General features: G+C 66.3%; 13 protein-coding genes. 8 read left to right on the top strand and 5 right to left on the bottom strand.

Annotation, left to right across the window (positions count from 1 at the left end; genetic code table 11):
• The first annotated feature begins 435 nt into the window (after positions 1–435).
• The 6 genes from rpmH to rsmG are packed head-to-tail and all read left to right on the top strand — an operon-like array spanning position 436 to position 3,639.
• Complete coding sequence (gene rpmH, locus ATC03_RS19675; RefSeq protein WP_022889115.1) at positions 436–573, top strand: 50S ribosomal protein L34; 138 nt, start codon at positions 436–438, stop codon at positions 571–573.
• An 8-nt stretch (positions 574–581) separates the two neighbouring features.
• Positions 582–995, top strand: coding sequence for a ribonuclease P protein component (gene rnpA / locus ATC03_RS19670; protein WP_067880965.1), 414 nt, complete (start codon positions 582–584; stop codon positions 993–995).
• Positions 988–1,488 (top strand): membrane protein insertion efficiency factor YidD, encoded by a 501-nt coding sequence (gene yidD, locus ATC03_RS21230; RefSeq protein ID WP_067880962.1) that lies wholly within the window; start codon positions 988–990, stop codon positions 1,486–1,488. Before rnpA ends, yidD begins: the two co-directional genes overlap by 8 nt.
• A gap of 9 nt (positions 1,489–1,497) precedes the next feature.
• A complete protein-coding gene (gene yidC / locus ATC03_RS19660) occupies positions 1,498–2,451 on the top strand; it encodes a membrane protein insertase YidC (RefSeq protein ID WP_067880959.1) in 954 nt (317 codons plus the stop codon).
• A gap of 2 nt (positions 2,452–2,453) precedes the next feature.
• A complete protein-coding gene (locus ATC03_RS19655; RefSeq protein WP_067880957.1) occupies positions 2,454–2,954 on the top strand; it encodes a Jag family protein in 501 nt (166 codons plus the stop codon).
• Positions 2,955–2,970: 16 nt separating this feature from the next.
• On the top strand, positions 2,971–3,639 hold the full coding sequence (gene rsmG / locus ATC03_RS19650; RefSeq protein ID WP_067880954.1) for a 16S rRNA (guanine(527)-N(7))-methyltransferase RsmG: 669 nt from the start codon (positions 2,971–2,973) through the stop codon (positions 3,637–3,639).
• A gap of 1,746 nt (positions 3,640–5,385) precedes the next feature.
• Here the strand turns inward: rsmG and ATC03_RS19645 are convergent.
• Complete coding sequence (locus ATC03_RS19645) at positions 5,386–5,619, bottom strand: hypothetical protein (RefSeq protein ID WP_227820177.1); 234 nt, start codon at positions 5,617–5,619, stop codon at positions 5,386–5,388.
• Between the two features lie 1,743 nt (positions 5,620–7,362).
• Here ATC03_RS19645 and ATC03_RS19640 point away from each other — a divergent pair.
• Together ATC03_RS19640 and ATC03_RS19635 are read left to right on the top strand one after the other, a co-directional pair.
• On the top strand, positions 7,363–8,400 hold the full coding sequence (locus ATC03_RS19640; protein ID WP_084003649.1) for a ParA family protein: 1,038 nt from the start codon (positions 7,363–7,365) through the stop codon (positions 8,398–8,400).
• Positions 8,400–9,392, top strand: a complete 993-nt coding sequence (locus tag ATC03_RS19635) for a ParB/RepB/Spo0J family partition protein (protein ID WP_067880951.1) — start codon at positions 8,400–8,402, stop codon at positions 9,390–9,392. Before ATC03_RS19640 ends, ATC03_RS19635 begins: the two co-directional genes overlap by 1 nt.
• Positions 9,393–9,543: 151 nt before the next feature.
• Here ATC03_RS19635 and ATC03_RS19630 read toward each other — a convergent pair whose 3' ends face one another.
• The 4 genes from ATC03_RS19630 to trxB form a co-directional block, all read right to left on the bottom strand.
• Positions 9,544–10,521, bottom strand: a complete 978-nt coding sequence (locus ATC03_RS19630; RefSeq protein WP_067882646.1) for a D-alanine--D-alanine ligase family protein — start codon at positions 10,519–10,521, stop codon at positions 9,544–9,546.
• Positions 10,522–10,538: 17 nt separating this feature from the next.
• On the bottom strand, positions 10,539–11,861 hold the full coding sequence (locus ATC03_RS19625; protein ID WP_067880949.1) for an aminotransferase-like domain-containing protein: 1,323 nt from the start codon (positions 11,859–11,861) through the stop codon (positions 10,539–10,541).
• Between the two features lie 221 nt (positions 11,862–12,082).
• Positions 12,083–12,406: a thioredoxin gene (gene trxA / locus ATC03_RS19620; protein ID WP_067880946.1), complete on the bottom strand. Its 324-nt coding sequence runs from the start codon at positions 12,404–12,406 to the stop codon at positions 12,083–12,085.
• 54 nt (positions 12,407–12,460) lie between these two features.
• A complete protein-coding gene (trxB, locus tag ATC03_RS19615) occupies positions 12,461–13,468 on the bottom strand; it encodes a thioredoxin-disulfide reductase (protein WP_067880943.1) in 1,008 nt (335 codons plus the stop codon).
• Positions 13,469–13,536: the final 68 nt, after the last annotated feature.

Raw genomic sequence — 13,536 nt, 5'->3', positions numbered from 1 at the left:
TCCCCGCATTCTCGGTGCTCTCGTCATCCGCTCGTCGTCCCCCCGAACGACGGAGCGAGCGGCGCGAGGCGAAGTATTCACAGTGTTATCCACTGGCTGTGGGCAGATTTCGGGCGATGCCCGAGATTCCGCGCTCCAAGCTGGGGATAACTGGTCTCAAACGGTAGCGAACGTCGGGCCTGTGGACAAATGCCGATCGAGGGATCCAGCGCTTTCGGCGTGTCTTTCCACAGGTATTCCGGAGGTACGGGAGATACTCTTTCGTTCGCGCTACGCCGACTCGAACCATGCCTGGTTTGACCACGGGACCTCGAGGCCGTAGTTTTAATCAGTTGACCCCAGCCCGCTTGGGCACCCAGTTTTCCCGTCACCCTCTGGTTCGGCTCCTGCCGGGCGTTCTGAGCGGCGCGGAGATCCGAAAGTCGGAGAAGAAGAATGAGCAAGCGTACGTTCCAGCCGAACAACCGTCGTCGTGCCAAGAAGCACGGCTTCCGTCTTCGCATGCGCACCCGCGCCGGCCGTGCCATCCTGTCGGCACGCCGCGCCAAGGGTCGCACCGAACTCTCCGCATAAGTCGCTCGGTGCTCGCCAAGGCCAATCGCATCACGAGCGCCGATGACTATCGAGTCGTCGTGCGCCGTGGTGCGAAGGTGGCGACCCAGCACACGGTGAGCTACGTCCGGTCGCGTGAAGCGACCAGCGACGCCCGATTCGGCTTCATCGTCTCGAAGAAGGTCGGATCGGCCGTGCGACGCAATCGCATCCGACGCCGACTCAAGGCCGTGAGCCGCGAGGCGCTGCTGGCCGGAGCCAGCGATGTCGATGTCGTCGTGCGGGCGCTCCCGGGTGCTGCGGATGCCTCATGGCCCGAGCTTCGTTCTGAAGTGCTCCACGCGCTCGTGCGACGAAACGTCATCGCCGGTCTCGAACCCGACGCCCATGGGGCGCCGGGTTCTTTGAGCGCGCCCGATGCGAAGCCGGTGCGCGATGCGTGATCTCGCCCTCTTCGTGGGACTGATCCCTCGCAACATCGGAGTGCTGCTGCTCCGCGGGTACCGCGCCGCGATCTCTCCGCTCTATGGGGACGTCTGCCGCTATTACCCTTCCTGCTCCGCATACGGTCTCGGCTCGGTGCAGCAGCGCGGCCTTCTGATCGGCAGCGCCTTGACGGCCTGGCGCATCCTCCGATGCAATCCCTGGACCGCCGGCGGCATCGATGATGTCCGGCCCGCTCCCCACGACCGCTACCGGACGACGACGTTCGGATGGGTCGTTCCGAAGGGCATGTTCCCCAAGGCCGAGGCGGATGCCCCGGCTGCGCGCCGTGCACACGAGCTGACTCACGTCGCTCCTCGCCTGCGCGATTCCGATGCCACCGACCCCGGGCTCGTCCATGCCGACGCCGATGCCGCTGCACCACTGCTTCGCCCGCTCGTGGTCGAGTCGGCGCTCTCGCTCTCCTCCCCCGCATTGTCCCGAAAGGACTGACCCGCAGCAATGGATATCATCAGCCTTGTTCTCTGGCCCATCAAGTGGGTCATCGAGCTGATCCTCGTCGCGTTCCACTCGCTGTGGACGTTCGTCGGGCTCGACGCCGACGCGGGCATCACCTGGATCCTGTCGATCGTCGGCCTCGTCATCGTGGTTCGCGCGGCACTGATCCCGATCTTCGTGCGTCAGATCAAGAGCCAGCGCCGCATGCTCGAGGTGGCGCCGCAGCTCAAGAAGATCCAGGAGAAGTACAAGGGCAAGAAGGATCAGTTCTCGCGCGAGGCGATGTCGCGCGAAACCATGGAGCTCTACAAGAAGACGGGAACCAACCCGCTCTCCTCGTGCCTCCCCCTGCTGCTCCAGATGCCGATCTTCTTCGGCCTCTTCTCCGTACTCAACGACGCGCAGCACGACAAGGCGGGTGTCGGCGTCTTCACGCAGGAGCTCGCGAACTCGTTCGCCAACTCCGAGTTCCTCGGCGCACCGCTCAAGGGCACGTTCATCGGCGCGATGAACGGCGAGTACCCCTGGCAGGTCATGGTCATCGCGGCCACGATGATCGTGCTCATGACGGCGTCGCAGTTCATCACGCAGCTCCAGATCGTCTCGAAGAACATGTCTCCCGAGACCAAGGCGAGCCCGATGTTCCGTCAGCAGCGCATCATGTTGTACCTGCTCCCCCTGGTGTTCGCATTCTCGGGCGTCGCGTTCCCCATCGGCGTCATGTTCTACTGGCTCGTCTCGAACTTCTGGACCATGGGCCAGCAGTTCCTCGTGATCCGCAACATGCCGACGCCCGGTAGTGAGGCCGCCAAGGCTCGCGAGGCCCGCCTCGCGAAGCGCGGCAAGCTCGTGATCGAAGACCAGAACTCGCCGACGATCGTCGTCGAGGAGAAGAAGACGTCGCAGCGTCAGCAGCCGGTCGGCAAGAACCGCGCGAAGAAGCAGGGTGGAAAGTAAGCATGACCGACGTTCAGCAGCACGTGAGTGACGAGCGCACCGTTTCGCAGCTCGAAGAAGAGGGCGACATCGCCGCGGACTACATCGAGGAACTTCTCGATATCTGCGACCTCGATGGCGACATCGACATCGATGCCCGCAATGGTCGCGCATACCTCTCGGTCAACGCCGGTGACGGTGCGAACCTCAACCTGCTGTCGAAGCCCGAGACGGTGACGGCTCTGCAGGAACTGACGCGCCTCGCGGTGCAGACCAAGACCGGTGCGTTCTCTCGACTCATCCTCGACATCGGCGGATCACGCGATGCGCGCCGCGATGAGCTGGCCCGTCTCGTCGACCGCGCCGTCGAGCGCATCGAGGCCGGCTCGGCTGAGGCGTCGTTGCCCCCGATGTCCTCGTACGAGCGCAAGCTCGTGCATGACCTCGTCGGCGAGCGTGGCTTCCACTCCGCCTCGCGCGGTGAGGGCGCCGACCGACACACGGTCATCACGCGTTCGGCGTGACGTTTCACGTGAAACGATGACGACCAATGAATCGGGTGCCGACGCGCCTGTGAACGTTGAACTCGAGGCCGAGCCCGCCGCTGCCTCAGCGGTCTTCGGAGAGCATCTCGAGCGAGGCCGGCAGTTCACGGCGTCGCTCGCAGCCCACGGCGAAGAGTTGGGTCTCATCGGCCCGCTCGAACTCCCCCGTCTCTGGACGCGCCATATCGTGAACTCGGCCCTAGTCGCACCGCTGCTGCGACCAGGCCGGGTCGCCGATGTGGGCTCGGGTGCTGGTCTCCCTGGAATCGTGCTGGCCATCATTCGACCGGATGTCTCGTTCACCCTGATCGAGCCCATGGAACGCCGGGTCGATTGGCTCTCGCGCCAAGTCGACGAGTTGCAACTCTCGAACGTCGTCGTCGAACGGGCTCGGGCTGAAGACTCCGGGTTCAAGCACCAGTTCGACCAGGTCACCGCTCGCGCGGTGAGCGCGCTGCGCACCTTGATCCCGGTGACGGCTCCCCTGCTCAAGGCAGGCGGCGAGTTCGTGCTGCTGAAGGGTGCGGGTGTCGACGGGGAGATGGGCGCGGCCGACAAGGTGTTCCGCAAGTACCGCGTCGTCGACCCCGAGGTCGTGCTGCTCGGGGCGAATCTCGATACCGAGGTCACCCGGGTGTTCCGGGCCCGGATCGCCGCTTCCTGAGTTCAGGATCACCCCCGATCCCCGCCGCACTGTGCGGTCGCGATGGGATCAGGTTGTTCGCCCGGGTTCACGTGTCTCCACGAGAACCCGGGCGTTCTGCATGCTCGGGTTCATTCCGGGTGCGGTCCGGATGCTGCGGAGTCCAGCGGCGTCGTCTGTATGAAGGTCGGTGGCGGTTCCAGCTGGGGAGCCAGCATTCAGCTCCGACGGGTCCTCGGGTTCTTCATACGCTCTACATCTTCGATGGCTCGTGACGCGGGAGAGCTAGGGCGCTCCCGCGACGAGGCCTCGTGCGACGGCCTCCGACGCCCGTCTGTTTCCGGGTTCTCTTCTGTGGGCGCTGGGCGGTGGGCTCGGTGCTTCTTGTGGGCACCACGTGAGATCGCTCGTCATGACGCGCGAGTTCCTGGACTCGGCTCTCGCGCGGGGTTCCTGCCGCCGCAGACCACGAAGAGCCACTCCCCTGGCGCAGCGGCACTGGTTCGGCAGAGGAAAACACTGAGCTTTCAAACCCAGTGCGACCGCGTGGACTCCCTGCCGCATCGGCGAGCCTGCGCAAGAACATTCGCGAATGCGGCGGCGGGCGTTCGCCGGACCGTGCGGCGGTGGACGAACCGTACTCGATTCCATGCCGCCGCTGGAGCGGTAGTCGACGCTCTCGCACCAAACGTCGCCGCACTCCATGCTTCGTAGCCAACGTGCTCCGTTGGGGTCCGTTCGTTGTTGGAGGTGCCCGCAACTCCCCCGCTGCGGCCCGGCGATCCTGCTGCGCCGGTCGACGCCATGACCGACAGACAGCTGGGCGGTGAAGATGCGCCGTCACGCGTCCGGTAACTTTGCGACCTCACGTCCAACGATCGCATGCCCGTTCGAACTACCGCCGGCGCCAGGAGGGTCAATCCTGCTTGGTCTCGCTCTCTCCCCTTCGCCCGTACGTTCATCGCCTCCGCGACTCCTTCTGGTCTTCTCGTCCGTCTGCTATTCGTGCTCGCTGTGACCTGTGGCCTGTGACCTGTTCCTCGGTGTCGGTTCCCGTGGTTCCCACGCCACCCTTCTCCGGCGCGGCGAAGCGGACTGCCACCCGTACATCGCCGCCGCGGCCCATCGCCTTCGAGCGCAAGTCCCGTCAACCAACCGCCCCCGATCACGTGATGTTTCACGTGAAACAGGGCCGAGTCGCCGGCCCACCCGCCCGCCGTTGGGCGAGTGGGCGCCCAGGCGCCGTATCGAGACCAACCCCCACCCGAACCACTGCCGGCCAAACCCCGCGGGTGGAAGCCCGCCAGTCGACGTCCCCGACCGAACTCCGCCAATCCGACGTCCCCGACCGAATCCCGCTCGTCGAAGCCCGCCCGTCGAAGCCCGCCAGTCGACGTCCCCGAGCGAACCCCGCCGGCCGAGAAGCGGAGCGTCTCGAGACCTGCGCCCCGCACGGAACGTCGCCGGCCGTGAAGCGGAGCGTCTCGAGACCAGCGCCCCACACGTCACCCCGCCGGTCGAGTAGGTGCCGTGGCACCGTCTCGAGACCAGCGCCTACCTCCGCTACTCGCCCTGGTGCCCGTGCGCGCACCTCGCCGTTCGAACCCTCCGTTCGAACGCCGTTGGTCGAGTCCCGCCGTTCGAACCTCGCCGTTCGAACCTCGCCGGGAGAGGAGCGAAGCGTCTCGAGAGCAGCGCCCCACGCGAACCTCGCCGGGCGAGTAGGCACCCTGGCGCCGTATCGTCACCAGCGCCGCTTCGCCCCGCCTATTCGCCCTGGAGTCCGTGCCTGAATAGCGGACGCTCGGGCGGCTTGCGCCCGGTCTCCTGCTCCCACGCCTTGAGCTGCTGGGTGAGCGCCTTGGCGAGCTCGAACACCTGCTCGGGTGGGATCCGGATGCGGCTCACGACCTGCCCGGGCACGGCGACCGCGCGCGACCCGTCGGCATTTTCGATGGTCGACCGCGGCTGGGTGAGGGCGACGTAGTCGATCACGATCACGTTCGGCGTGCCAGACGCGCGCGAAGTCGGCGAGCACGCCCTGGGCGCGGTCGGCCGGCAGGTCGATCTGGTGTCGACGCGGAAGATGGTTGTCCCTCACGGCGCCTTGTCGTGGGCAAGGGGCTCGGCAATCTGCTCGCGACCGGCGCGGCCAGTTCGGAACGTGCACCGGAGCGCCGAGTGCAGACCGGTGCAATCATCCGAGAACCTCGCATTCGGCGACAAGGTGGTCGATCAGGGTCTCTGGATCCGCATCGCGTTCACCAGTGGGCGCGTCTCGCACATGCGATCCATCCGTGGTGTTTTCGCTCCTCTCACATGTACGACGCGGAGGACTCGCGCGCGTCCGTTGGCACGCAGTCGATCTGGGCGATGGAGGGGGCGAGGCTGACGCGCGCGGCGCATGAGATCCACAGGAGAGGGCGCGTGCAGCGGTGGCGATGGCCATGACCAGCGCGTCCCCTCTCTCCTCACTCCAGGGCCGTTTCACGTGAAACATCCGTTCTCAATACTCGGCTCAAGTGGCGCTCGGGTGTCTGAAGACGATTGGTCCCGCGATCAGCCACCGTCGCCACGCCGCGGTCGCAGACCACTCCGTGTTCGACGAGCCGTGCACGTATGAAATCCTCGCCCGACCCATCATTGCCGCTCTCACTGCTACTGGGTGTTTCACGTGAAACGGTGAACTGGCACCGCAGATGACCGTTCCTTGCCTCCTCCGCTCGTCGCGAGACGCGGGAAGGTGAAGGAATGCCGCAGTATCCGTCGGCGCGCGCCGGTGCTGCCGGTTAAGCTTGACTGTCTGGCGCGTCGATGATGGCGCAGCCGACGTGGTGGGCGGCCGATCGTGGGGAATGACGGATCAGGGCAGGAGAGTTCGGTATGGCGCAGGGCGGAGGACGTGGATGGTTCCATCGGCGTCGCCCACAGCCTGAACCGGCATCCGAGAACCAACCATCCGCTCCCCGAGTGAAGTCTGACGATCCCGTGCCACACCCCCTCGACACCGTTCCAACCATCGACCCACCGGTTCCCGCGCCGGCCATCGTTGCTCCCGCGAACGTCCTCGCAGCGACCCAGACAGGAAGCGCTCAGAGCGCTCCTGACACTCCCCTGACCGCATCCCCATCCATCAGTTCATCGACGTCTGAGCAATCTGCATCGGGGCGCGCTGATGCGGATGCCGTACGGCCGACGCCAGCTTCGATCCAAGCGCCCCAGCCACGAACTGCCGCTTACGACTGGGATGCAGCCACCGCTGCCGCTCTTGCCGAGACGGACGCGCCGACTCACGCCACTCCCCACGAGCACACCGTGAGCGAACCAGACCGACTTCTCGAGGACATCATTCGGGAGATCGTCGGCGACGCCGCAGTCGATACCGTGAGCTCGCTCCACTCCGCGCGGGCCGCCGCGAACTCCGACACTCCGGGACCAGTCCGCACACCGGAGACCGCGCAGAATGTGCCGGTTGGTGACGCAGCACCACTGCAGAACACTGACGAAGTCGTGGTACCCGCAGTGCCCAGCCCGGAGGCTCGACAACTCGTCTCCGACTCCCCCGATCTGCCGAACGAAGCTCCCCTGGGCGGAGGCCCCCAGGCACAGCCGGAGGCCCTCGAGTCCACCGTTCCGCCGGTCGTTCCCGCGCCCGTCGAGTTGGATCGGACGGCGGACCCGGTTCCCGACCCGGCCACCGACCTGAGCCCCTCACAGCCGTCGAGCGTTTCACGTGAAACAGTGATGCGTGAATCCGATCTCCACGACACTGGTTCCACCAACGCCTTGCCAACTGCATCACCCGCCGCCCCCACCGTGAGCATCGCCCAACACGGCGCCTCGGAGCCGGCACCATCAACGGATGTTTCACGTGAAACGCCCGCCAAGTACGGAGGAACTCCCCTGGCCGACCAGATTGCCGACGAGACTCGTCGCCGCATCGCTCTCGAGACCGCGGTGCTGCCGCTCCCGGCAACGACTAGGGTCTTTACGATCTCGAACCAGAAGGGCGGCGTCGGGAAGACGACGACCGCAGTGAATCTCGCCGCCGCACTCGCGCGGTCGGGCGCCCACGTTCTCGTCGTCGATCTCGACCCGCAGGGCAACGCCTCGACGGCACTCGGCGTCGATCATCGCTCCGATCAGCAGAGCGTCTATGAGGTGCTGGTCGCAGACCTCGAACTCTCGCAGGTCGTCCGTCGCTCGACTGAGCACGAGCGCCTCGACTGCGTGCCCGCCACCATCCACCTCGCCGGAGCCGAGATCGAGCTCGTGTCGCTCGTCGCTCGTGAACAGCGCCTGCGCCGTGCGATCGACAAGCACCTCGCCTCCATGGAACGCCCGTACGACTACGTGTTCATCGACTGCCCGCCCTCGCTCGGACTCCTGACCATCAATGCGTTCGTCGCCGCACGTGAGGTGCTCATTCCCATCCAGTGCGAGTACTACGCGCTCGAGGGTCTCTCGCAGTTGCTCAGCAACATCGAGTTGATCGAGAAGCACCTCAATTCCGAGCTGCGCCTCTCGACAATTCTGCTCACGATGTACGACTCGCGCACGAACCTCGCTCAGCAGGTGGCGCAGGAAGTACGCGACCACTTCCCCGCTCAGACCCTTGAGACGATCATCCCCCGTTCGGTACGCGTGTCGGAGGCACCGAGCTATGGGCAGAGCGTGATCAGCTACGACTATTCGTCGTCCGGATCGCTCTCGTATCGCGAGGCGGCCGCGGAGATCGCACAACGTGCTGCCCTCGCAGCGGCGCAGACGGAAGGAATCTGATGGCCACCAAACGAACCGGACTCGGTCGGGGCATCGGCGCCCTCATTCCCTCGAGCGACTCGACGGAAGGCGCCGCCAGGCCTGTCGATGTCTTCTTTCCCGGCGCCGGTGCCGAGTCGGCTCCCGTGGCGTCGGTCGCGGTGATCGAACAGGCTGCTGCTGAAGATGGACTCGTCGCCGTACCTGGTGCACGTCTCGCTCGGCTCAACCCCGACGACATCGTGCCGAACGCGGTACAGCCGCGAAGTGTCTTCGACCCTGAAGACCTCGCCGAGCTCGTGCACTCCGTCCGTGAGTTCGGTGTGCTGCAGCCGATCGTCGTTCGACCCCACCCCGACCTTGCCGGCAAGTACGAGCTCGTCATGGGCGAGCGCCGACTTCGCGCAACCAAGGCAGCCGGCCTCGACACCATTCCGGCGGTCGTCAAGGACACCGCGAACGAGGACATGCTTCGGGATGCCCTGCTCGAGAACCTGCACCGCTCCCAGCTGAACCCGCTCGAGGAAGCCTCGGCGTATCAGCAACTCCTTGCCGACTTCGGCATCACCCAGGAGGAGCTCGCCACGCGCATCGGTCGGTCTCGTCCGCAGATCTCGAACACCCTTCGCCTGCTGAAGCTCCCAGAGCCGGTCCAGCTTCGTGTCGCCGCCGGCGTGCTCAGCGCGGGACACGCGCGGGCGATTCTCGCGACCGCCGGCGATGCCGCGTCGATGCAACGCTTCGCCGACAAGATCGTCAATGAGGAGCTCTCGGTGCGCGCGGCCGAAGCCGCCGCCACCTCGCAGGCACCGGCCGCGTCGCGCACGAAGCCTGCAGCGGGCAGGCGTCAGGACTTCCTCGAAGATCTGGCGAGTCGGCTCGGTGATCGCCTCAACACTCGTGTGAAGATCGCACTCGGCGCCAGAAAAGGCCAGATCAGCATTGATTTCGCGACGGTACAGGACCTTCGGCGCATTCTCACGGACCTTGGCGAGGATCTCGACGGGGTCTGAACGGCATTCGCTCTCAGGATCGTTCATGACGAACTGAAATCACGATGAAATGGCACTCGATCCGTCAGGATCGGGTGCCATTTCGTGATTCACGCGCGATGACGGTGCGCCGGAAAAGGGAGAGCGATCGAGCCGAGCGAGCGCCGCTCGATCAGGCTTGCGCCGTCGCACGCGCCGCACGCGCGACGGCCGCGCGCACGAGTCCCGAATACACCGACCCTGCATCGGTGCCGGAGGCCTCGATGGCGAGCGGCACCAACGATGTCTCCGTGAGACCGGGCAGGACGTTGGCCTCGAGGAACCAGGGCACGCCCGCGGCATCCACGATGAAGTCGACGCGCGACAGGTCGCGGAGGCCGAGCGTCGCATGCGCGTGGATCGCAGCTGCGGCCGCCGTCTCGATCGCCGCGGCATCGAGCCGCGACGGCGCGTAGAAGGTGGTCTCCCCCGCGTTGTATCGAGCCTGGAAACTGTAGATGCCGGCCGTCGGGTCGATCTCGACCGGGGTCAGCGCGTGCGGGCCGTCCCCTGCATCGATGACGGCGACGGCGATCTCTGTACCGAGGATGCGCCGCTCGACGACCACCGCATCGGCGTACGTGAAGGCGTCGACCATTGCGCGCGGCAGGTCGTTCGAGTCGGTGACGATGCTCACGCCCTGTGCCGACCCGCCCATCTCCGGCTTCACGACGAGCTCGCCCGGGAGGGCATCACGGACGACCTGGAGAACGCCTGCGGCCCCGAGCTCGCGGAACGACTCGTGCGAGAGCACGATCGACGCCGGTACCGACGCGCCGGAGGCTGCGATGAGCGAACTGGCGATCGGCTTCGACCAAGCGCGGCGGGCGGCGGCGGCCGAGGATCCGACGGTGGGAATGCCGAGCGCGTCGAGCAGGCCGAGGAGGGATCCGTCTTCGCCGCTCGAGCCGTGCAATGCAGGGAACACCACGTCGGGCCGCGTGTCTGCCAGGAACGGTAGGAGACCGGCATCCGGGTCGCGGAGCGTGACGGAGTGCCCGGCCGAGGCCAGTGCGTCGGCGACTCGGCGCCCGGAGCGGAGCGAGACGTCGCGCTCGTGGGAGATGCCACCCGCGAGGACGACGACGTTCAGACCGTTGGAATCGCTCATGATCTGGGGTTTCTCCACTACTTCAGGTCGGAAGGGGGTGCGAGTTCGATGCCGGGCGTCGCGGGAAGCTGCAGGGTGCCGGTGCCGGCGAACGTGTCGAGCAGGTCGAGTTCGCCGTTGACGACGGTGGCAAGACGACGGATGCCGACCCGGATCGCGTCGGGTGTCGGATAGCAGAACGAGAGACGCATCGCGTGTCGCCCGCGGCCGTCGGCGAAGAACGCTGTGCCGGGGGTGTACGCGACGAGTTCCTTCACCGCGCGAGGCAGCATCTGCTTCGAATCGAGCACGTCGGGCATGGTCACCCAGACGTAGAACCCGCCCTTGGGATTGGTCCAGCTGAGCTGGGGAAGGTGCTCCCCCAGCGCCTCGATCATGGCGTCCTTGCGCTCTCGATAGACACCGCGGAACGTGTCGATCTGTGCGCGCCAATCGGTGGTCGAGAGGTACTCCGAGACCACCAACTGACTGAACGAGCTCGGCGAGAGGATCGCCGACTCGGCGGCCAGGATGAGCTTCTCGCGGATCGCGTGCGGTGCGAGCGCCCACCCGACGCGGAAGCCGGGTGCGAGGGTCTTCGAGAAGGACCCGAGGTAGATCACACCCTCGGGATCGAGTGAACGCAGCGCATTCGGCGCGGGCTCGTCGAAGTGGAGCAGGCCGTAGGGGTTGTCCTCGAGCACGAGGATCTCGTTGGTGCGGCAGATCTCGAGGATCTCGGGGCGCCGCTCGGCCGAGAGGGTCACGCCCGCCGGGTTGTGGAAGTTCGGGATCGTGTAGAGGAACTTGATGCGTCGGCCCTGACCACGAAGGTGGGCGATCGTCTGGCGGAGCGCCTCGGGGATGAGCCCGTCCTCGTCCATCGCGACGTGCACGACGTTGGCCTGGTACGACCGGAACACGCCGAGCGCGCCGACGTAGCTCGGAGACTCGGCGAGGATCACGTCACCGGGATCGATGAACAACTTCGCGACCAGGTCGAGCGCCTGCTGCGACCCCGTCGCCGTGACGACGTTGTCGACCGAGCCCTGGATGCCCTCGAGGGACATGACCTCGAGGATGTGCTCCCGGAGCGCCGGAACTCCCTGACCAGAGCCGTATTGCAGGGCGGTCGGCCCATCGGTGCGCATCACCCGGTCCATCGACGAGATGATCAGATCCTGCGGCAGGGCGGAGACGAACGGCATGCCACCCGCGAGCGAAACGACCTCGGGCCGAGAGGCGACGGCGAACAGGGCTCGAACCTCGGAGGCGGCCAGGCCGGCGGCTCGCTCGGCGTAGTTCGCGTACCACGGGTCGAGGTTGTTGCCGGTCCGCTGGGGGACGCCGTCAGAGGTCACGAGTGGCTCATCCGTTCTGTTCGAGTTGTTCCATGCTAATTGCCGCGTGGAGGGGTGATTCGCACCGCGTCACCCCGTGCGGGTGGCGGTGACGGGTGGGGCGGATGCCGCGGCATCCGTACGAAGGACATTCCGCGCGACATCCGCGCGACGCCGGCAGAGATGCGAAAGACCCGCCCGGCGTGTGCCGGGCGGGTCTCGATGCGCTACGAGGCTGCCGGCTACGAGATGTAGGCGGCGAGGTCGGCCTCGAGGGCGGGCTTCGGCTTGGCGCCGATGACGGTCTTCACGACCTCGCCCTTCTCGAAGACCTTGAACGCGGGGATCGCGGTGATCTGGTACTTCATCGCGAGCTGGGGGTTCTCATCGACGTTGATCTTGACGATGTCGAGCTTGTCGGCATGCTCGGTCGCGATCTGGTCGAGGATCGGGCTGACCGCACGACACGGTCCGCACCACTCGGCCCAGAAGTCGACCAGGACGGCCTTCTCGTTGTTCAGGACCTCCTGCTCGAAGGTCGCCTCGGTCACAGCACGTGCAGTCATTGCGGTTCTCCTTTGGTGAAGCGGACGTCGCGGTGAATCAGATGGCGAATGCGCTCAGTGAGCTCGGACGAGCCCGTCGAGTGCGACGCCCTCATCGATCGCCTCAGCCTCGATCTCTGCGGCCTCGGGCGAGTTGGTGTCTTCGAGTGCGGCGAGGTAGTGCTCGGCGTCGAGCGCGGCGACGGTGCCCGAACCCGCGGCGGTGATCGCCTGGCGGTAGAACGGGTCGATGACGTCTCCGGCGGCGAACACTCCGGCCACCGAGGTGCGCGACGAGCGACCCTCGACATGGATGGTGCCCTCGCGGGTGAGCTCGAGCTTGCCGTGCACGAGGTGGGTGCGCGGGTCGTTGCCGATCGCGACGAACAGGCCGTCGAGCTCGAGCAGGCGCTCCTCGCCGGTGACCGTGTCGCGGAGCGTGACGCCGGTGACCGCCGTCTCGCCCTGGATCGCGGCGACCTCGGAGTTCCACACGAACTCGATCTTCTCGTTGTCGGCGGCACGCTGCTGCATGATCTTCGACGCCTTGAGGCTGTCGCGACGGTGGATCACGTAGACCTTGTCGGCGAAGCGGGTGAGGAAGGTCGCCTCCTCCATCGCCGAGTCGCCGCCGCCGACGACCGCGATGGTCTTCTGGCGGAAGAAGAAGCCGTCGCACGTGGCGCACCACGAGAGGCCGTGGCCCGACAGGACCTCCTCTTCGGGCAGGCCGAGCTTGCGGTACGCGGAGCCGGTCGCGTAGATGAGCGCGGCGGCCTCGTGGGTCTCGCCGTTGCCGAGCGTGACGCGCTTGACGGGGCCGTCGATGTCGAGCGACACGACATCGTCATAGACGACCTCGGTGCCGAAGCGCTCAGCCTGAGCCTGCAGCTTGCCCATGAGGTCGGGGCCCATGATGCCCTCGGGGAAACCGGGGAAGTTCTCGACCTCGGTCGTGTTCATCAGCTCGCCGCCGATCTCGACGGAGCTGGCGATGAGCAGGGGCTTGAGTTCTGCGCGGGCAGCGTAGATCGCCGCGGTGAAGCCCGCGGGACCCGAGCCGATGATGATGATGTCGCGCAAGGCGGCTCCTGTCGTCGTTCAGTGGTTCGTGGCATCCGTTTCGAACGAATCCGAATCGGAGGCACCGA

It is taken from the genome of Agromyces aureus, assembly GCF_001660485.1.
Lineage (GTDB): Bacteria > Actinomycetota > Actinomycetes > Actinomycetales > Microbacteriaceae > Agromyces > Agromyces aureus.
This window is presented reverse-complemented; position numbering and strand designations above follow the sequence as displayed.